Source organism: Photobacterium malacitanum, from assembly GCF_900185615.1.
In the GTDB taxonomy this organism is placed as follows: domain Bacteria; phylum Pseudomonadota; class Gammaproteobacteria; order Enterobacterales; family Vibrionaceae; genus Photobacterium; species Photobacterium malacitanum.
Window position 1 is genome coordinate 778981 of the sequence record NZ_FYAK01000002.1, and the last position, 21476, is coordinate 800456.

The window sequence follows — 21476 nt, forward strand, 5'->3', positions numbered from 1 at the left end:
CTAATGTTATTCATGCCGCAAATAATATGACGATCAGTTACAATTATCAGTTCTACTTTTAACGATACCAATAAGATGACATAACGCGTACATGCGAACAATGTTATCTGGAATTCACATGGATATGAAAGTTAATAAACGCCAAGGACAATTCCTTAACGACACGATTCATCAATGGCAGCAACAACAACTTATTGATGCCCAACAGGCTCAGCAACTACGTCATAGCTATGATGTGATTAGTTTTGATTGGAAACTATTAGCTGTGTATTCATTTTGGGTTGCTATTGCATGTTTCATTCTGTCAGTAATTTTGCTGATCGCTGACGATTATTTAATTTCATTGATTGCAAAAATCATCAATACACCAGCGAGTATACTTGCCTTTTTTAGCGCCATGATTGCAGCCGGACTATTTTATTTCGGTGTAAGACGGCGACAGCGTTACCCACAAAAAACCGTTAGTAATGAAGCAATATTCTTTTTTGGAGTACTGATAACCGCAGTAACCAGTGTCTTTTTAAGCCATACCGCGATAGCACTTCATTGGCGTGAAAGTGTTTTTATTCTTCTACCGACTCTGATCTACTTTATCATTGGTATCATGCTACGCTCAGCCTTAGTGTGGTTATTTGCGCTAATTGGTATTGGGCTATGGGTGCTAACTGAAACCTCTTATCTTGCTCAAAATCACTACCTGTTTTGGGGAATGAATATTCCGTTACGGTTTACCATTGTTGGCATATTAATTATATTTGCAAGTATTGCCTTAAAACGTCACCCGCGATTGTTATTTGTTCAAGAAGCAACACTATTTATGGGATTAATGTATTTTTTCAATGCCTTGTGGATGCTAACTATTTTTGGCAACTATGACAGTTTAAGTGCTTGGTCACATGTCAAACAGATTGAGTTATGGGGCTGGAGTGTGGCGATGCTATTTGTCACCTTAACTGCTGTTTATTATGGTATTAAATATAATAATTCACTCATAAGAGCCTTTGGGATCATCTTTTTATTATTATGCCTATATAGCCGCTATTTTGAATTTTTTTGGGGTACGCTTCATAAAGCGGTTTTTTTTGCGGTATTAGCGTTAAGCTTCTGGATAATTGGTAGTCGAGCAGAAAAATTTTGGCAATTAGGAAATAAGAACTAATAAAAAGCCGCTGTTAATGATAGACATTAGACAGCGGCGCTTTTGATTATTTGTTGCAGATATTGTAAAACTAAAAAATAAAACATGTGTTATTTAACGGCGTGCCTTTCTAAATTATATAAACGAATCTCATGCAATACACGTTCAGTTAACATTTCGTTCATGGTATCCCTCATTGACGCTTGCATCTCAGAAATGACAGGGAATACATTTTGATTCATCTCGTCTAAACAATTTTTAGACACTTGCATTTTTAAATCAAACTCAAATGAAGCAAGCTCTAAAAACCTTTCCATTCGTTGAATAACAACATCAATCATGTAGCTATCAGCACCTAAATCCAACAATTCTTGTTCAACAATTAATTCTAACGGCGTACGATCTCGAGGCTGTTCTTTTACTGGAAACGCAAGAATATTTGACATCATATCCTCCTCATAATCAGTAATAATCATCCGTTGATAATTATTAATAGTAACATTGCTGTTACATTCATCCTATGTGTTATTGTTGCTATTGGAAAGTCCATTTTTAATAAAAATCATTTAAATGTTGTTAATTTACCGTCTTAAAAAACCGCCACAACGCACAAAAAACATTTATTATCAGAAAGTTAAATCTCTATATTTTTTTTTGAAATATTTGAAATTTATTTTTAAAATAGTCGATTTTCTCTCCAAACTGTTACTGACAAATACCGTATTTGAAAGAGAATGATGAAAGTTAGCGCTATTTCGCGTATAACTTAGCATCATAATAACAAATCATATTTAAATCTTTTAAATGATACCGTTCATTTGACAGGGAGCTTATATGCAAAAAAGTTTATTAATTGCCAGTTCGATTGCTATCGCATTAACATTGAGTGGTTGTTCTGATAATGAAGTTGGTGATGTTTCTTTAGGTATGTTTACAACTAAAGATATAAAATTAAATACATTGGTCGACCCGATTGTACCAGGTGTTACTTGTCATATTGCAAGTATCGAAGCAGATTTGAGTTTAGCGGATCCATCAGACTCATCGATTTCATGCCGCCAAACGGGTGAAATAACACCAGAGATGATAGCGAAAATTGATAAATCAAAATCTGGCGAAGTTGTCTTTAAGAAATCTAAAAGTATTTTCTTTAAAACAATGAAGATACGTCGAATTTATGATCCAAAATCAGAAACCTTAATGTACTTATCATATTCAACGAAAACAACAACAGGTAGCTATAAACACAGTTTATCGACAGTACCTCTTTGGGGTACAAAAGCATACGTAGCTCATACACCAGCAACGACAACAGATATTCAATAATTACGCATAATCGCTTCTTAACTATATGATTAAGAAGCGATTGCTTACATCCTCGCCTCTATAATATCCATACAAAAATTTAATAACCCCCTCAAAAAAACACCATTAAAACAACAATCGAAACATACCCGAAACAGCAAGCACAAAAATACAACCGCCATTATTGGAAAATGTGATTCCGATTCCGACAATAGCGCTTCTAAATTTGTGTTTTTTTGGCATAGTGCAACTTAATTAATACATGTTTGATATGTGTTTCTGGTTAATATTCCATGGATGAATAGCTATGCATGCAAGCGCTAAAAAATCGATTGCCTTCAAAAAAATGAGCTTACAATTAATCACCAAGTTATGCCTGTTAGGTATTGCAACTTTGCCATTAACTCCTTTAGCAATGGCACAAGAAACAACGATAACAACAACGCTATCAACAATAGATAATATTCTTATTAATCCAGATATTGGTATTACTGAACACCACTCTTTTAATATTAAAAATGATCCATGGTGGAATCAACCAACCCATCCAGAAACCTCAGTGGTATATTTTCGTTGGTATTGGGAAGAATTAGAGCCACAAAAAGGACAATATAATTTCAAACTTATTGACGATACAATCAATCAAGCTGCTGCATTAGGAAAGACGACTGTTTTTCGATTTATGACAATGGCTGGCGTAGATGAGGTCTACTACAATAACTCACCTAATGCGGGCAAAAAAATACTTGGCATTCCCTGTTGGTTAAAGCAAAAAATAGACCCTAATACAATCGGTGAAACCTGCGCTGATGATAACAGCTATACCGTTGACTACAAAAACCCCATTTTTAAAAAAAATCTTAATCGCTTCCTTAAAGCTATGGGGGAACGCTATAACAATAACCCTAATATTTTACGTCTAGACGTCGGTCTTGTTGGCACATGGGGAGAATGGAATTTAGCATCGCATAAAGGCTATGATCGACCAACCTTAGGTTACCACGGCTATACAGATGCAGACTTATTACCATTTCCTAAAATGATGAAAGAGGCATTTCCCAATAAAACATTGGTTATGTATCTCGGTTCAAACGATGAAAATATATTAAGTCATAGTACTCAACGAAATTATGGTTGGCGGGCAGATTGTATTGGTGATTGGGAGCTTGGCTGGAATCATATGGAGCATGGGTATCCTTCAACCTTTGAGCACGCACAAGGACTGGGAAATAACCATAATAGCTATCCTGATCCTCAATTTCTTCAACGCTGGAAAGAAGCGCCTGTCGATTTTGAAATTTGTTACACTGTCGATGAATGGGCAGCTAAAAAAGACATTTATACGGTTGAGAAAGTTAAACAAACATTTGATACTGCACTAGATATGCATACATCATTATTGAACCTAAAATCTGGAAATATTCCTGAAATATACCAGCCATTATTAGATGATTTTCTTAAAAAAGTAGGCTATAGATTTGAATTAAATACTGTTGAGGTTACCAGTGATTTTAAAGCAGGATCGCCGTTTTTAATTAGCTCTAGTTGGAAAAACACTGGTGTAGCACCAAGTTATAATAATTATCCTGTCGTATGGCGATTACGGGATCGTAACGATAAAATCATCACTTACTTTGAAACACATAATGATATTCGTCATTGGCTTCCAGCGGATAATAAAGAAGATATTTCACCTCAATACACTCAAAAAAATAGCTTCACATTACCTGATAACATCACTGATGATCACTACTACCTTGATGTCGCATTAGTAAAACCAAATACGCAACAAGCAGCGATAAAATTAGGTGTCGAAGGGGTGAGAAAAGACAAATGGCATCAAGTTAAATCCATTTACTTAATGAATAACTATTAACTTTATATCAATATTTGTTAAAGGCTAGCATAATGTTAGCCTTTAATTTTAAAGAGCTCTCGCAATAAACCACTTAGTTAACACTCCACTGATATACTGATTACTATCTACGTTATACTTCAATATTATTACAAATTGGCATTTAGCATGAAGTATAACCATTTAATTATTGTTAGTCTCTTCGCTGTTATCACTCCGATATTAGCGCAAGCAGCACCAATCACAATCAATTACACGCCGTCGATTAATAGTGGTATTCTTGTTAATCCTGATATTGGAATTACCGATCATCAAACTATTAACCGTCATAGTGATCCGTATTGGTCTGAGCCATCTTATCCAGAAACAAGTGTTGTTTATTACCGTTGGTACTGGGAACAATTAGAACCAGAGGAAGGTGTTTATAATTATAAACTTATAGATGATACGATCAAAGCTGCTCGCGCTCAAAATAAAAAAATTGTCATTCGTTTTATGACAATGGCAGGATTGAATGATACCTATTACAAACCTTCTCCTCGCGCAGGGAAAAAAATACTCGGTATACCTTGCTGGTTAAAAAAACAGATCGATCCTCAAACCCATGCTATCTGTAAAAATGATAATAGTTTTATCATCAATTACAAAAATAAAATTTTTAAAGCTGATCTAAAACGTTTTATTGATGCGATGGGAAAACGCTATGATCATAACCCGACGATATTACGCTTAGATGTGGGTTTAGTCGGTACATGGGGAGAATGGCATCTTGCAACCCACTATAAAGATCCAGGCCCTACATTGGGCAAACATGGTTATAAAGCTAAAGATCTCATTCCTTATATCACTATGATGCAACAAGCATTTCCAAATAAAATGCTTACTATGAGTATTGGCACAACCAGCGACAACACGACAAGTTATGCAACGCAGCATGGTTTAGGTTGGCGAGCTGACTGTATCGGTGATTGGAGTCATGGTTGGAATCATATGGCAGAAGGTTACCCACAAACGATTAAGCATATCGAAGGTCAAGGGAACATAAAAAATACTTATCCTGACAAAGATTTTCTAAATCGTTGGCAGCATGCTCCGGTTGATTTAGAAATATGTACTGATATGGTTGATTGGGGTAAACAACCTAAAATCTATACTCTTGAAAAGGTTAAAAAAACATTTGATACTATCTTGAATTTCCACACATCATTATTTAATTTAAAATCGACAAAAATACCAGCACAATATCAACCACTATTACATGATCTAATAAAAAAACTAGGCTATCGTTTTAATCTAAACCATATACAAGTAACAAGTGAATTCAAACCAGGAACCAGTATCACCTTTGACTCACAATGGCAGAATGTTGGCGTTGCACCTAGTTATAATAACTACCCTATTGTATGGCGATTAAGAAGCAAAAATAATAATGATATCTATTATTTCAACACGAATAATAATATTACCCAGTGGATGCCAGCAGCGACTACTACGAGTCAGGCTCCTCTTTACAATCAAAATAATACATTTACCCTGCCTAAAAAAATCAGTAAGGGGCAATATTACGTTGATATTGCAATGGTTAAGCCTAACACTCATCAGCCACAAGTTTTATTAGGTATCAATGGTGAAATTAAAAATAAGTGGTTCCAATTAACCTCAATTACAATTAAATAATAAAAAAGCGTCAAATAATTATATTTGACGCTTTTTAGTAAAGATTACTTATTTAATTGAATCATTACTGCATTAGATGTCCAATTATCAGCACTACAAGTTTCTGTACCAGGGAAGCGCACAACAACCTTTTTATTGTGAAGTAATGCATTTTCTAGTATTGACTGAAACTGCGAACTTTGCATTTCAGTTTTAAAACGTAAATGTTCTTCTAATTGTTGCTGTTGAGCAGATGACAAATTAGAGCGCGCTAACAACTGCATTGGTTTAGACATATAATCTTTATTAGATTTATTTAACGCGATACGTTTCCATGCTTTCCAATGTTCAGACGGATTATTTAGATAAGCAAAAATAGCGCCGTGTTCAATACGAATAGCTTCAACTTTTGCAGGACCACAGTCTTGCCACTCGCCATTATTACTATCTATACTTGAATCAGCAAAAGCTGAAGTAGAGAGAGAAGCTGCCACTAAACTGAGTGCAAAATATAATTTTTTCATGACTTTACGATCTTATACTAATTATTAAGTATGCAGAAATCTACTATCATTTATTCCAATAGTCCACCTTATTGATATGTCAAATAAAGACCATCAAATACATACAAATTATTTTATAAATGTATTTCTAAATGCATCCCAAACACCGAATGAAAAGTGCTTAAAAATATCAATCCCCAATGCAGATTTAATTAAATACATCGTCAATACTGCAGACATAAATAATAAAATAGCACCAACAATAATACTCAGTGATTTACATAATAATGATAATGAACCATTCTTTCTTTTTTCTGAGCGACGATCTCGTCCAACTAATAGAACCGCATAATAACGCCACTTACCAAAACCAATCGTTGGTCGAACATCAACACAATGTTCACTTCGAACGGTATTGGTCACTATCGCTTTTTCTATCGCCTTTACTTGATCATCACTTAAAGATGCACACTGTTCTGTTGGAATAGACTTAAAAAAACGAGTAATAATAGCCTGTTCTTGATCTGAATAATTTTTAGATAACATTATTTATACTCTTATTTCTTCATTACAGACTGCTTATAAACCTCATAAGTCTGCTCTGCAATCAAATCCCAGTCATAATTTTTTAGGTATTCAGCATACGAAACAAGAGGATTATCAATTGTCTTTACAAGCTTATTCGCTAAATCTTGGCTATCACCACATTTAAAATAACAATCATCCTCTAAATGTACGGCTTTATTAGCAGGAATATCACTGACTATCGCAGGTAATGAAAAAGACATGGCTTCTAATAAAGCAATTGGCAATCCTTCACTAAATGAAGGTAATACAAACGTATCTGCTTGTGAGAATATACTGTGTAATTCTTCACCTGATAAAAAGCCCGTTAAGACAACGTTATCTGTTTCTTTGGCTGTTTGTTTTAGTTTAGTACTATATTCTGTTGCATGATCACTATCACCAACCAGTACTAATGTTTTTTTAATGCCACTAAGCTTATAAGCTTCTAATAAGACATCTAAGCCTTTTTCTTGTGAAAAACGCCCAACAGCAACCACATAACCTCGAGGTTCCAGATTATATTTAGATAGATATTCATTAATCTTACTTTGTTGTGGTAACTGTGGCTCATGAACACCATTAAAAATTAAATAAGTGTCATTGCGTCCATATTTTTCATTCATTAAATTTTGCATAAAGTCAGAGATAACAATGACTTCTGATGAATACTTCATCGCCCACTTTTCACCAAGGCGAAGAATAAACTTAGCTAATTTACCCCATTTTTGATGATCATAGTTTTGGCTATGATGGGTAAAAATAACTTTTTTACCAAACAAACGTAACAATGGAATCACTAAGCCAGAGCCAATTGCGTGCACATGGACAATATCTGCGCCAGCCTTAATTGCATACAAAGCTGCTAAAAATGAATGTAAAGGCGCTTCTAAAGATTTATTGGTTACTGTTGGTAAAGCTTTTAACTTAACCCCTTCATAGACACTTTCTGAATAAGGCACATAAGGTTTACGCGCAGTGACCGTTATATCTAAATCATACTTTTTAACTAATAGTGGATATAGCGACTGGCAATGAGATTCAACGCCACCGGGTACATTAGGAATACCGCGTGTACCTAAAACTAAAATTGATTCTTTCACAACAACCCTTCTTATTTAAAGAAAAGTCAGCCTAAATTAGGCTGACTTTACATCGATATCTACTTACCAGCTAATGAATGATATAAAGCAATGAGTTCGCGCTTATGAACTTCAAGTGAATACTTATTAATCATTCGCTCTCTCGCTTTTAAACCCATCGACTTAACTAACTCAGGGTTATCAGCTAGGATATCAAGCTTATTTGCAAGTTCCTGTGCATTGCCAGGCTCAAATAAGAAACCTGTCTCGCCATCAATGACTTGTTCTGGAATCCCGCCAATATTGCCACCAATAACAGGTTTACCGTAGCTCATTGCTTCAATCACTGACATTGAACAGTTTTCATACCACTCAGAAGGTACAATAACGGCTTTAGCATTTTTAATAATATTAAATAGCTCTTCACCTTGACGAAAGCCAAGCAATTCAACATTTGGATACTGTTGTTCAATAAGCTCTTTAACTGGGCCATTACCCAATACTTTCAGTGGTACGTCTGCTTTCATTAAGCTATGCGCTTGTGCTAACGTTGGTACGCCTTTCTCTGGGCTTAAACGACCACAATAAAGAAAGTAACCACCGTCTTCGCCAATTTCAGTGGTACTCGCATCAATACCATTAACGATAACTTGGACATTAGCATTAGGTAAACGCGTTTTAATCATACTTTTCATAAACGCAGAAGGTGCAACAAAAGTGTCAATATTCTCATAGCTTTTCTTTAGACCATGGAATACAGCTTCGCATGACATTAAGAAGCTTTTAGGCCATGATCCCTCATGCCATTGATATTTGAATAAATTAACAAAACTGCCATTAATATTTTTAACATCAAACACTTTGCCATCAATTAAACAACCATAACCTGGACAAGCAACTTTATAATCGTGCGCAGTAAGGATTGTTTTACAACCGTGCTTCTTCGCGATTTTTATAATTGATGGTGTTAATTGATGGTAAATATTATGAAAATGAACAATATCTGGTTTTTCATTAATAATTAAGCGTTCAAACTTTTCACACGCTTGTTGATTATGAATAAAATCACGTGAAACTTTTAATTTTGACTTCAGACCATGTTCATTATTGTAATCAACATTATCAACAAAATATTCACTTTGCTCTGATGGTAAGTTTTTCTCATGTTTCATGGAAAAATCTATAACCTCAAAACCTTCCGTATTTTTCACCATTTCTCGCTCTTGCAAGAAAACAGTTTCCGCACCGCCATGAGGAAAAAAGAACTTATTTACAAATAAAACTTTCATAAAACCTAACTCACTATCACAAAGCATTGTGTTTATTTAAAACATTCTTAATATCGTCAGCAACTTGTTGGCCTAAATATGAGTAAGAACGATTATTTTTAATATAATTATAACCAGCATCCAATTCTTGTTCTGACATCGGATTTTGGGCTAAATCAATCATCGCATTAGCATAAGATTCACTGCTACCATCGGTAACTCGACCACAGTGTGACTGTTCAATAACATATTGCTGATCAGGTGAATCATTACAAATCATGGCTTTTTTCAACGCCATATATTCCATTGCTTTAGTTGGTGTTGACACATCAAGTAATAGGCCTCGATTCATAAAACCAATCACCATATCAACCCCTTTTAGATAAGCCCAAGCTTCTTGAGTCGGTACCCAGCCGGTGATAATAAAATCATCAGCTACACCCAACTTTTGTGCTTCTTCTATTAAACACTCACGATCACGCGTAATTTCAGAATCACCTACAAACAATAACTTAAGGTTAGGAACTTGTTCTTTTGCTTGCTTAAAAGCTTGAACAATGGTTTCTAATTTACGTAATCGATCTAAGCTACCTAAATAACCAATAACAATAGAATCTTGCCATTGTGGTATATATTTGGGCTCAGTTGCAGCAGACTCTTCAATTTTATCAAAATCAACCCCCATTGGAACAACCATCATAGTTTGAGGATCAACACCTTTATCTTTCATGTAGTTAAACATGAAATCGCTCTGAACATAAACACGATCAGAATGAGGTAAAATAAAGCGATAAAGAACGAATTCTTCAACTAGACCTTTTGCTAATAGAATTGGACGCTTCCAACGTGGAATATTTTCATTTTTATCTTTTGCACGCATTGTTCTGCTTTCTGCATATAAAAATGAAACCCAATAAGTGAAAGGTAATTTAGTCAACTTTGCAGCCAGTAAAGTAAATAATCCAACCCAAACCATGTCACGTGCTTGAATAACATCATATCCATCTTTTTTAGCTTGCAACGATAATTTGCAAGCATTAAAAAAATAAGCTAATGAATCCAGATGCTTGTTTGACATCTTTTTGCTGGTCATTAATGTGGTGTCGTTCTCCTTAATAAAGATTGCTTCTTTCTTAGGAATACCAACAATTGTTGTTTCAACACCTTGTTTTGGCAGTTCTTTAGAATAAAGTACATCAACATCTGGACGATATGATGGCAACTCTTCTGGAACAAAGTTTATAATCTTTATCTTACTAGCCATTAATAATTCTCATCTATTATTTTTATAACTTTTGCAGGGTTACCAACTGCAATACTATTTTTGGGAATACTTTTAGTAACGATTGACCCGGCACCAATAATACAATTATCACCAATAACAACATCCCCTAAAATAATGACGCCAGGACTCAACTCAACGTTATTACCTATCACTGGTGAAACATATTTACCGGTTTTTTTATCGATTTTATTACCTATCGTAATATTATGTTTTAATATGACATTATCACCTATAACTACATCTTGATTAATAACGATGTTTTGAGGGTGATACATCATTAATCCTTTACCTATTGTTGTTCTTGCTGGTATATCTAGTCCACAAAAAAACTTGAAAAACTTCAATATAATCAAGTTAATAATAAACGGCTTTCCTCGAAGACCATCGGTATAATAACGAGATGCCAAATTAAAATTTAACATGAAAATTTTTGCTGATAATGGACTATTATTTTTCGACATTATGTTACTCCTCTATTAATGAAGAGGAGAACATAACTATTTTCTAACCATACATAAAGCTAATCAATACAAGTTATACCATTAGATATAACGTCGCTATATGCAACTGATGTATCTCTTGTTCATCGTCGCCTTTCTGATTATAAGCATAGCACCTAGACATAAATAAAATTGGAACTGATACACGGGAATTAACGCTAATAATGGCGCATAGGGTAATGTTACTAAGCCCGCAACAGTAAAGCCGATAAAAGCAGGTTGCCGTGATAATAATTTTATATCCGCTATAGATAGATCATTTTTTGAAAACAATGGCTTAGGTTTAGAATTCCAAATAATTAGTAAACTAATTAGCACTAAAAATGAAGTGCCTACAAAGCCGATTTCCCAAAGATAAATAGCAAGTGCTGTTGAGCCAACATTTAAATTAAATAACATTGAAACATAACCTGGGGTATCACCACCAGGGTTCGAACTATTTAAACCATAACCAAATAATTGATCTACAACGCCATGAAGTGTTGATTTTTCTGCCCAAAAGACAATAGACGTTAGCCGTCCTAGTTCATCAACTCGACCATGTAGTCCTTCAATAATCGCATGAGTATTAAAGATATAGCCGACATTATCCATAAACATATCCCAAATACCCAATTTGGCAGAATATTGGTTTGAATAGGTAACAGCTAATATAGTAATGAAAACACCCACTAACACAGTAATAATTGCAATACCTATAATGATGGTCTTCATATTTACTGGTTTAATTTCTTTAATATAACTCGGTAAGATGAATACATACATTAAGAAAATAGGTGTAAACAATACAACAAATTGAACTTGAGCAACTATCGCAATCGCAAAACCAATTGTTAAATGAAACAATAATGATTTTAATGACGCAACACCGTGTTTATACTCAGATAACTTCATGAGCATTATCAACATCGCAAATAGTCCCATGGAGGCACCATTACCCCCCGAGTTCATACTACCGCCAAATGTTCCTACCACTGAATCCCATGAGTCCATTTTTCCTTGCGCAGCAACACGAGCAGGGACGACAACCAGTATTTGATATGCGATAACAGGTATTTGAGCATAAAACACCCAATATAATTTTTCTGTAATGCGATAAATCTGTGATTCACGGCAGAAGCCGAGCACTAAGCATAATAATAATAAAGGTATACCGAGGCTGTTTTTAATGCCGGCAATTGTTGGCTTTATTCCCTCTTGCAACAAGGAAGACGCTAATGCTAGAGCAAAAAGCCCAACAAAAAGTACAATTATCATAATTTCTAAACGATCAAGCTGTTTAAAATTATACCTTGTTTGCAATGGGAGCAATGCCACCATTCCTATAGTCATTAAAAACGGCAGCCATAGAAAAGCACCCACACCAGTAAAATACTGTGCTAGCCCGCTAAAAACTAACGTTACAAAAACATAGACTTGGAAATATGCTCCCGTATTCATTTATTTAAAACCTTGTTCTTTTAGTTTCAGTACGCGCTTATTGATATTGATATAAATCATTAAGTACCTGATTGCAGTGAGTACTGAAAACATGATCAATGACAACGCATAATCTTTATAAATAAGTGGCAATATAATGAATGTAATAACAACAATGAGTAATTGCTCACATTGAATACGCAAAAAGTAATTAGGCGAGCCAAAAATCAACTCAACAACAGTTAATGGGACAAATGCTAACATGACAAATACATAAGGTAACATCATGCGTGATGTAGCAATTGATTGTACCCATTGTTCACTAAGGAAACGTTCTGTTAGCCAAGGATAAACAAAATAGATACCAATAACGACAGCAACTGATAGCCCAAATAATAACGCTCTAACTTGACGGTATTCTTTTATGTTAAAGAATTTATTACGAAAATCCTCTGACCATTTCGAGAATGTATAATTTCGAACTGACTGCCCCATAATAAGCACAGGTGATAAACAAAACCGATTAACAACAGCAAAATAACCTGCAACCAGAGGGCTAAACCAATGGTTTATTAATATTGTTGGCAGCTGTAAGCTCGCATTGGCAATAACTTCAGCACTGCCAATACGAGATAAATGTTGCCAATGCCTTGCGATATATTTGCATTGTGTCGTTGGATAAAAAGAGCTTATTTTAAAGTCTTTGAAATCAATATATTTATACAACCAATAGCTAATCAAGCTTAAATGAAACACAGCCCATACATCATATAAATAAATATCTTTCCATGAACATAATGCTGCGCAAAATACAACAACAGTTACAGAAATACGCTGCAAAGCTAATTTATTAAATAATTTATATCTTAATAATACATTTTCAGACACGATCATTAACGAATAACTTGCCGTTAATATATAGGTCGGCCAAAAAGGCAAATCAAAACTTAAACGAACTAAATAAATATACAGTGCGCTAACAGCCCATGACTGAATGAAACTAAAAACAATCGCAATTTGCAGCTCATCATCACGTACTTTTGTTAATAAGAAATGCGAGCCATATAACGCAATCTGGGCACCGATCATGATGATACCCAACATTAATGCATAATTACCAACGGCAGACATACCATAGCGATACGATATGAATAAAATGGTAAAAGCACCAATTAATTGCGAAATAACTGATGAACCACCAATTGTAGAAGCACTCTTAATTAAGCTCACTAAATAATCCCTTTCACATTAACTGGATTAATATTTTCTGCAGCTTCAATAAGTTTTTCGTTTACTTTATTCAATACACAGCCCAGTAAGTTTGCTTTGTTAGACTGTAATTGATTAATTGCACTCACAATTTGGTTTGAACTTAAATGGTTCGACTCAACAACAAAAATCACCCCATCAACAAGCTGACTAATGAGTGCTGCATCTTTACCTTGTTCAACAGCTGGTGTATCGAAAATAATGTAATCATATTGATTATTAAATTCAGCAAACAACGTTTTCAAATTATTATTGGTTAATAACACCAATGGAGACAACGTCTTATTATCACCCGCGCCAATAAAGTCAAAGTTAGGTAACTTAATGATACAGTCATCTTGAGTTGCTTTATGAGTGATCAACTCACTCATGCCAACATGATGTGGATCAGCTAACGCCTTTGTTAACGCTTTCGTTCTAAAATCAAGATCGACAACCAAAACACGAGAATCGACAGCCAATGATTTAGCAAGCAAAGCCGATACCGTTGATGTGCCTTCATCTACTATTGTCGACGACACAGCGATCATTTTTGATTGTGTATTCAGCAAATGTATCGCGCTACGAATACCAAATGCAGCTTCATCTAAACAAGGCAAGTGGCTATTATTATCAATAACCTCTTTTGCCGTTAGTGGTGCTTTATAATGCTTTATTTCACCTAAAATTTCTAAACCAAGGCGACGCTTTATCTCACTGATCGTTAATACTTTATTATTAATAGCAGCTAAAATAACAAAGAATATCGTCGCAATAAGTAAAGACATAATAGCAATAACTGCAATTAATAACTTTTTATTCGGTTTTGTTGGTTTTTCTGGAATCAAAGCAGGATCAATCATCGAAGCTGCAGATTCTACAAACTGGCCATTAACCTCAGTTTCATTTTGACGTTGAATAAGCTGATTATAAATTTTACGCGTTTTGGTAATACCATCAACTAAGTTATTGTATTCTGTCTTTTTATCACCGAGCTTTTGGAAGTTTGCGGTCATTTTATTAACAGAATCTTGCAGTTGATTTTCTTTTAAAACAGCAGCTTGGTACTGTTCTTTAATGCCTTGTACTATTTGTTTAATAACAACATTCGCTTGTTGCTGCAAAATCGCTAAGCTTGATTTAGCTTGAATTACCTTCTCATTTTTAGCGCCATAGCGTTTCTCTAAGTCAGATAATTGCGTCCGCTGATCAATAATCTTAACACGTAAGTTTTCCATCTGCGGATTACGTGATATCTCAGAAATAGAACCCGCTTTAACACCCGAATTTGCTTGGTTAGTCACTGTTTTATAAATAGCTTCACTGTGTACACGTTGTGCAACTGCTGCTGCCAAATTTTCATTTAATAGTGATAATTCAGATGTCTGAAAACCATCAATACCGCGGAATGTAATTAAATGTTCTTTCTTTAAAAAAGCATTTAGATTATCTTCTTTTTTCTGCAAATCTGCTTTAAGATCAGCAATTTGCTTACCTAATAATACCGACGCATTGTCTGTCGCATCACGATTATCATTAATGGTATAGTTGATATAAGACTGTACAACACTATTTGCAACTTCTGCTGCAAGTGCTGCTTTTTCTGATTCAAAACCGACATCAACTAATTGTGTTTTACGCACAGCTGAAACAGTTAAGTGCTTTAATAAATAATCAACACTATTGTCTTTTTTTTGTGCCAATGTTAATGGTTTTTTCGATTTACCATAAAATTCAGGATCATTATAAAGCTTAAGCTCATCAACAACACTGGCAGCTACACGACGCGCTTTAATTAATTGATACTGAGTTTCGTAATATTCTTTTCGAGTTGCATCAAAGCTTCTAACTTGCTCAAATAATGTTGGCTTTGTTTCATTTGCTTTCAAATATACCGAAGCAAATGCTTCATATTTTGGTGGCATTTTTAATACTAACGGTGTCATAGCACCCGTTGTAATTACACTAAATGCTAAAACTTTCCACCAATTTTTTTTTGCTGACTTGATGAAACGAGAAAAGTCAATTGTACTTTCCAATTTCGTTCCTTCATCTACAAACAATGACGACATTTCTATTTACCCTAAAATTAGAAAAAGCTTTGATCGATGATTACTGTATCACCAGGATTAACCGCTTGAGTCGGTGATACATCTTTTAATAGTTGGCCATTCGCTAAACGAATATCAACATCACTACGATCGGCACGATCAGTAAAACCACCCGCAATAGCGATTGCTTGCTCGCGTGTCAATCCTGGACGATATTCATAACTACCCGGTGCTTTTACTTCACCAGAAACATATATTTGTCTAAATTGAAGTATGGTTACAGTGACCATTGGATTATTAATATAACCATTTTTCAATCTATCACGAATATCCATAGCAACTTGATCTGGCGTTTTTCCTGCCAGTTGTAATTTACCAATGAGTGGATAAATCACATCACCACTCGCATCAATGGTGAACTTCATTGATAAATTTTCTTCGTTATAAACTCGAATCTGAATTTGATCGCCAGGTCCTAATAAATAATGATTTTTTAGCACTGCAGCAGACGCATTAGTACTAATAAAAAAACTCATTGTTAACATAAAAATAATAGAAACTATATTTTTCATCTTAAATCGCCACTTTAACTGATAATCCAAATTGATTCTGTTCATAACCTAATTTTCTGATATAAGAGTTGCCGTCAATGAATACAGGATCAGCACTATTATTAGTATGAAATAACATATATTTATAGCCTAAACTAAATTCAACTTTCGGTCTAAATAAGTAATTTAAGCTTAAGTCTAAATAATCATATCGATCTTTACGCTTTCGAATATGATATTTATCAGATATATGTTTATATGATAAATTACTTGTTATATGTCCTAAAAACTGATGTTGCCAAGTAATACTATTTTGTAAAGATTGAACAAAATCGCCAATATTATCGGGTTCTTTTGCCTCACTCAGCGTCTTAAGTATTATTGTTGAGTAATCAACAGGTTGCCACTGGTAAGATAGATTCCAGTTCACACCTGAAAAATTGCTGCTTTGCATCTTTTTTTGAACTTTAGAAATTGTCGCTTCTATTTTCGATTTACCTGTTAATTGACTAATAATAGAAAATGCGCCAATTAACTCATCGTTATCACGATCATGATCTAAATAGCTAAAGTCTTTATATAATAAAGTATAATCAAAACGCATCCTATCTGTATATTGATGCATAAATGTTACTTTAAAATCATTCTCCGTTACATTTTCATTCTTTAAATATTCTTTAAAAGCAGACTGATAACTATCAAGAATGTCATAATCTGTGTACTCTCTTGAAAAATTAAACACAAGATTACCTTTAGCGTCTTTCGCACCATAGGTATATTTGGCGTCTATTTTTTTCTTCGTTTTACCGACATCATGACCAATATTAAATTTATTAAATGTAGCAGCATTATTTTGCTGCGCATCATTATCAAAGAAAAAACCATTTGTCACGCCAGTCCCTAGAGCTTCATGGTTTTGGCTATAACTACCTGTTAATTCAAGATGGTGACGAAAACCTAATTCCCACTTAAAAACACCATGAACTTGATGATCATCATAGCTATCATCGCTAACTTCATTATTTGTATAATGTCGATAATCACCAGAATAATAAAGCCCAAAGTTTTTAGTGTTACGCTGACCAACCACACTAAATACAGGTTTTAAAGAGTAATAATCAGAGCTAATTATGTTGTTATTAAGCTGATGAAGAACATTATCATCAAAACCATAACCACTACTGACCGATGAAGAAAATTCTAAGCCTAACAAAGGATCTATATGTTTAGAGTCTTGAAAAGTACTATCTGCACTTGCAACAAAACTGCAGGTTGCACAAAAGCAACCTACCAATACTAAATGAATGTTCTTCGTCTTAAATAAATACATAATTTAGTACGCTGTCTCGCTAACAAAACCTTTAAAAATAGTCAGAAAAATAATCTGCAAGTCTTTTGATAGACTCCAGTGTTGAATATATTGTAGGTCGTACTTCACACGCATTTCCATTTTATCTAGCGTATCAGTCTCTCCACGAAAACCTTTTATTTGTGCAAGACCGGTAATACCAGGTTTAACCTTATGGCGTAGCATGTATTTATCAACAAGAACGCGATATTCTTCATTATGTGCGACAGCATGTGGACGAGGACCAACAATTGACATACTACCCTGCAGTACATTAAAAAATTGCGGTAATTCATCTAATGATGTACGACGTATAAACGCACCAAACTTAGTTACGCGAGGATCATTCTTGGTCGCTTGAGTAACAACAGCGTCATTTTCCATTACGCCCATAGAACGAAACTTCCAGACTTGGATTCTCTTGCCACCTAAACCATAACGATCTTGTTTAAATAACACCGGGCCTGGCGAACTGCGTTTAACACCAATAGCGACAGCGATTAAAACCGGTGATATAAGCAAAATAATGACACTGCTGATAATGATGTCTTCAATACGTTTTAATACTGCTCCCATTCCTTCAAACGGAGAACCGAAAACACTGAAGGTTTGAACATTACCAATGGTATTGATCTGACTCACATTCAAATCATAAGTATATAAATCAGGAACAAGATAAGTTTCAACAATCGTATCAGATAATAATCTTAAACATTTTTGAATACGATCTTTGGCTACCATTGGTAAGGCAATATAAACCTCATCAATCTCACCACTTTTCGCTAACTGCACCAACTGCTCAACATTTCCATGCAGCGTTGCTTTTGATAAATAACCAAATCGACTCTCATTACGATCATCATAATAAGAAATTTCAAATTTTTGATAACGAATATCTTTTCTTAATGCTTGTTCAATCGCAATACCACCTTTCGTCATCCCCAAAATAGCAATGCGTCTAACTTGAGAGTTACGCTTTAAGAATTCACGAATAGTATAAATAACTAAGCACTTAACAAAAATCACACACGCAATAGATAACACAACCCATTGCCAAACAATCACGTTATTTAAATGTGTATTATTAACACCTTCAAATGAGTTCAATTGCAGGCACAAAAATCGCCATATTAAAAATGACAAGAAAAATGTTAATAACGTTTTTAGTACCGTAATGGCGTAATCTTGACGAACATATTTCTTATAAAGCCCACTATATTCGCCAATAAGTAAAAAGATCACAGCAAAAAGAAAACTGGCCGCTAAGCCAACAGCTGTCTCACTAACACCACGTAAAGAAATAAGAAAAGTTAGTGTAACATTGAGCAGTAAGAAATCACTGGCTTTTATTAATACAGCATAACCATCATCCGCTATTTTTATAGCTTGTTTTTTCATAGCTTAAACTAGCCTCTAGCACTACTAATTTTATAATGAGCAATGTCATTTCCATTGCTTTCTAATAATTACACGTTTATAAATTCGCGTTTACGATGTAATTATACTGTAAAAAACCACCACACCGTCAAGTATTTGTCACTTTTTCCTATAAATAAATACCACGACAGTATATTGATGTGCTGTAAAATTGACGCAAATTTAAAAAACAATTAAAAACAACAATTTAAAAAACAAATATGAAACAACAAATATAAAACACCATTCAATTGATATTTATAAAAATAACGCTGCATTCAACTTGTACACGCTGAAAATAACTTCCAATAAAAAATAACACACATTAACTTTGATATTACGTTGTTAATTTTTTATATCAAAAGGAAATGGTCATGTTGGCTAGACTAAATATTAGAACATTTTTTAGATAATAGAGAGGTTGATCGCAAAAATATAATAAACAAGCTTAACAAGTAGAAACATATTAACCATTTTTATAATTATCAGTCACATTTATTAAACTATAGATATGACTGAATATTTTTATTACTTGAATAAACGGTTTTTCATTAACAACGAACCAATGATTGCCATCATGATACCAACTAATAACACAACAAAGTTTTTGTGGCGTTCGGCTGCTAATATATTCTCAGCATAAGTATTATTATACAAATCAGAGCCCGTCATTTTTAGAAATGAGCCCATTTCAATAAAGACATGTTCTTGACCAACCATACCACTCAGTGAAACCATTCCCCATAAAAGAGAAATCACGCCTAAAGAGACAGAAATAAAACCCCAACTTTGCTTAACATCCATATTCAAACTCACGCCATAACACTTATTTGCAATTAAAAGTAAAACTTCGCATGAGAATATTACAAATAACAAAAGAAAACAATTCACCAAAGATATGAGTGGGTAAGTTAATAATTTGATTTTAATATAACTTTACTCGACCGCAAAAAATAAACCATTGAAAATAAACAACAAAATAATCATGAAAATAATCATAGCTAGAATGTGATTATTGAACACTGTATATATTAATAGATATTAATAATTAATTTTCTATTTTGTGATCTTGATTCAAATTATCATGGCTAAATATAGTTCGTTCAATAATAGTAGATATAAAAAAGCGACAATTAATTGTCGCTTTTTTATTATTTATTATTTCTTATTTTATTTTTGCTTGGGACGAAATGGCTTAATTACACTTTCATCACACACAAGGAATGGGCCATCCATCAAATCAAGGCAGTAAGGCACAGCTGGAAATACTGCATCTAAACATTCACGAATAGATTTTGGCTTACCTGGTAAATTGATAATTAAACTATCACCACGAAGTCCTGCTGTTTGGCGTGACAAAATAGCCGTAGGGACAAATTTTAGCGATTCGGCACGCATTAACTCACCAAAGCCTGGCATCATTCGATCACAAACAGCTTCTGTTGCTTCAGGCGTAACATCACGCTTAGCAGGCCCTGTTCCGCCGGTCGTAACGATCAGGCTACAGTTTTGATTATCAGCCAAGTCAATCAACGTACTCTCAATCACGTCTTGCTCATCAGGAATAACTTGATAAACAGGCTCCCACTCTGATGTAAGATAATCATTTAGCGTATCAATAATTGCTTGTCCTGAGATATCTTCATAAACACCAGCACTTGCACGATCGCTTACTGTTACAATACCAATTTTTGCCTTACTCATCTGTTACCTCATTTGTTTAAACGCAATATTACCATTAAGCATAACATTTAAGCATTATTAATGGCTAAACTGTGTATGCAAATCAGTAAGATGGTAAACATTAATAATACCTATATTCATAACCAGCGCCTAACCTGCTGACAATAGCGGCGATAATCATTTCCAAACAACTGCAATAGTACCTTTTCCTCAGGCTTAATCTGAAGCTGATTAACCGTTACCATAAAAGCAATCACCGCTATAGCTGCTGATAATTCGCCCCCAATAAATACTGCAGCAATAAGCAATAACAACAAACTTAAATACATCGGATTACGGCTATATTGGTATATACCTGTGGTCACTAACTGAGTGGTTGCTTGTGGTGTAAAAGGACTGATAGTGGTGTTAACGCTGGCAAATACTGACATTGATAATGATCCAATGACAAGAGCAATAACCACTAATAATATTGCGACGCTCCAAACCGGTTCAAATTGCCACACCGGAATAAATAATCCACAGCCATACATCATCAATAACGCTATAGCAGCCAAAACTGGCGGGGGAATTTTCAAAGACAGCATAATTAATCCTTACTTAT

At 34.4% G+C, this 21476-nt stretch carries 20 protein-coding genes; 4 read left to right on the forward strand and 16 right to left on the reverse strand.

All coding sequences use genetic code 11. From position 1 onward, the window contains the following. Positions 1 to 118: 118 nt before the first annotated feature. A complete protein-coding gene (locus PMAL9190_RS08670) occupies positions 119 to 1159 on the forward strand; it encodes a hypothetical protein (protein WP_087844796.1) in 1041 nt (346 codons plus the stop codon). Between the two features lie 89 nt (positions 1160 to 1248). Here PMAL9190_RS08670 and PMAL9190_RS08675 read toward each other — a convergent pair whose 3' ends face one another. Beyond that, positions 1249 to 1587 (reverse strand): hypothetical protein, encoded by a 339-nt coding sequence (locus tag PMAL9190_RS08675; RefSeq protein ID WP_235004327.1) that lies wholly within the window; start codon positions 1585 to 1587, stop codon positions 1249 to 1251. 385 nt (positions 1588 to 1972) lie between these two features. Between PMAL9190_RS08675 and PMAL9190_RS08680 the strand changes: the two genes are divergently transcribed. The 3 genes from PMAL9190_RS08680 to PMAL9190_RS08690 all read left to right on the forward strand — a co-directional run bounded on the left by PMAL9190_RS08680 (position 1973) and on the right by PMAL9190_RS08690 (position 5975). Beyond that, positions 1973 to 2464 (forward strand): CreA family protein, encoded by a 492-nt coding sequence (locus PMAL9190_RS08680; RefSeq protein WP_087844798.1) that lies wholly within the window; start codon positions 1973 to 1975, stop codon positions 2462 to 2464. Between the two features lie 286 nt (positions 2465 to 2750). Then, entirely contained in the window at positions 2751 to 4319 is a 1569-nt protein-coding gene (locus tag PMAL9190_RS08685; protein WP_087844799.1) for a DUF4832 domain-containing protein, read from the forward strand. 147 nt (positions 4320 to 4466) lie between these two features. Continuing rightward, complete coding sequence (locus PMAL9190_RS08690; RefSeq protein ID WP_087844800.1) at positions 4467 to 5975, forward strand: DUF4832 domain-containing protein; 1509 nt, start codon at positions 4467 to 4469, stop codon at positions 5973 to 5975. Between the two features lie 44 nt (positions 5976 to 6019). Here the strand turns inward: PMAL9190_RS08690 and PMAL9190_RS08695 are convergent, their stop codons facing one another. The 15 genes from PMAL9190_RS08695 to PMAL9190_RS08765 form a co-directional block, all read right to left on the reverse strand. Next, positions 6020 to 6478: a hypothetical protein gene (locus PMAL9190_RS08695; protein WP_087844801.1), complete on the reverse strand. Its 459-nt coding sequence runs from the start codon at positions 6476 to 6478 to the stop codon at positions 6020 to 6022. Between the two features lie 108 nt (positions 6479 to 6586). Further along, a complete protein-coding gene (locus PMAL9190_RS08700; protein ID WP_087844802.1) occupies positions 6587 to 7003 on the reverse strand; it encodes a hypothetical protein in 417 nt (138 codons plus the stop codon). 11 nt (positions 7004 to 7014) lie between these two features. After that, complete coding sequence (locus PMAL9190_RS08705) at positions 7015 to 8124, reverse strand: glycosyltransferase family 4 protein (RefSeq protein WP_087844803.1); 1110 nt, start codon at positions 8122 to 8124, stop codon at positions 7015 to 7017. Positions 8125 to 8183: 59 nt separating this feature from the next. Then, positions 8184 to 9392, reverse strand: coding sequence for a glycosyltransferase family 4 protein (locus tag PMAL9190_RS08710; RefSeq protein ID WP_087844969.1), 1209 nt, complete (start codon positions 9390 to 9392; stop codon positions 8184 to 8186). Between the two features lie 16 nt (positions 9393 to 9408). Next, the gene (locus PMAL9190_RS08715) at positions 9409 to 10635 is read right to left on the reverse strand and encodes a glycosyltransferase (RefSeq protein ID WP_087844804.1); all 1227 of its coding nucleotides are present in this window, start codon (positions 10633 to 10635) and stop codon (positions 9409 to 9411) included. Beyond that, complete coding sequence (locus PMAL9190_RS20485; RefSeq protein WP_087844805.1) at positions 10635 to 11117, reverse strand: serine O-acetyltransferase; 483 nt, start codon at positions 11115 to 11117, stop codon at positions 10635 to 10637. The genes PMAL9190_RS08715 and PMAL9190_RS20485 overlap by 1 nt, the downstream gene beginning before the upstream one ends. Positions 11118 to 11213: 96 nt before the next feature. Then, positions 11214 to 12596 (reverse strand): capsular biosynthesis protein, encoded by a 1383-nt coding sequence (locus PMAL9190_RS08725; protein ID WP_087844806.1) that lies wholly within the window; start codon positions 12594 to 12596, stop codon positions 11214 to 11216. Further along, positions 12597 to 13805 carry a lipopolysaccharide biosynthesis protein gene (locus tag PMAL9190_RS08730; RefSeq protein WP_087844807.1) on the reverse strand — a complete coding sequence of 403 codons (1209 nt, stop codon included), beginning with the start codon at positions 13803 to 13805 and terminating at the stop codon, positions 12597 to 12599. It lies immediately after the preceding gene. Next, entirely contained in the window at positions 13805 to 15862 is a 2058-nt protein-coding gene (locus tag PMAL9190_RS08735; RefSeq protein ID WP_159458378.1) for a GumC family protein, read from the reverse strand. Before PMAL9190_RS08735 ends, PMAL9190_RS08730 begins: the two co-directional genes overlap by 1 nt. Before the next feature lie 50 nt (positions 15863 to 15912). Then, a complete protein-coding gene (locus tag PMAL9190_RS08740) occupies positions 15913 to 16446 on the reverse strand; it encodes a polysaccharide biosynthesis/export family protein (protein ID WP_200813391.1) in 534 nt (177 codons plus the stop codon). Between the two features lies 1 nt (position 16447). Next, a complete protein-coding gene (locus PMAL9190_RS08745) occupies positions 16448 to 17755 on the reverse strand; it encodes an outer membrane beta-barrel protein (RefSeq protein WP_087844809.1) in 1308 nt (435 codons plus the stop codon). 3 nt (positions 17756 to 17758) lie between these two features. Next, complete coding sequence (locus PMAL9190_RS08750; RefSeq protein ID WP_087844810.1) at positions 17759 to 19171, reverse strand: undecaprenyl-phosphate glucose phosphotransferase; 1413 nt, start codon at positions 19169 to 19171, stop codon at positions 17759 to 17761. Positions 19172 to 19717: 546 nt separating this feature from the next. Beyond that, positions 19718 to 19993: a molybdenum cofactor biosynthesis protein gene (locus PMAL9190_RS08755; protein ID WP_087844811.1), complete on the reverse strand. Its 276-nt coding sequence runs from the start codon at positions 19991 to 19993 to the stop codon at positions 19718 to 19720. Between the two features lie 366 nt (positions 19994 to 20359). After that, positions 20360 to 20893 carry a molybdopterin adenylyltransferase gene (mog, locus tag PMAL9190_RS08760; RefSeq protein WP_060996736.1) on the reverse strand — a complete coding sequence of 178 codons (534 nt, stop codon included), beginning with the start codon at positions 20891 to 20893 and terminating at the stop codon, positions 20360 to 20362. A 116-nt stretch (positions 20894 to 21009) separates the two neighbouring features. Beyond that, the gene (locus PMAL9190_RS08765) at positions 21010 to 21459 is read right to left on the reverse strand and encodes a methyltransferase family protein (RefSeq protein ID WP_087844812.1); all 450 of its coding nucleotides are present in this window, start codon (positions 21457 to 21459) and stop codon (positions 21010 to 21012) included. Between the last annotated feature and the right edge of the window lie 17 nt (positions 21460 to 21476).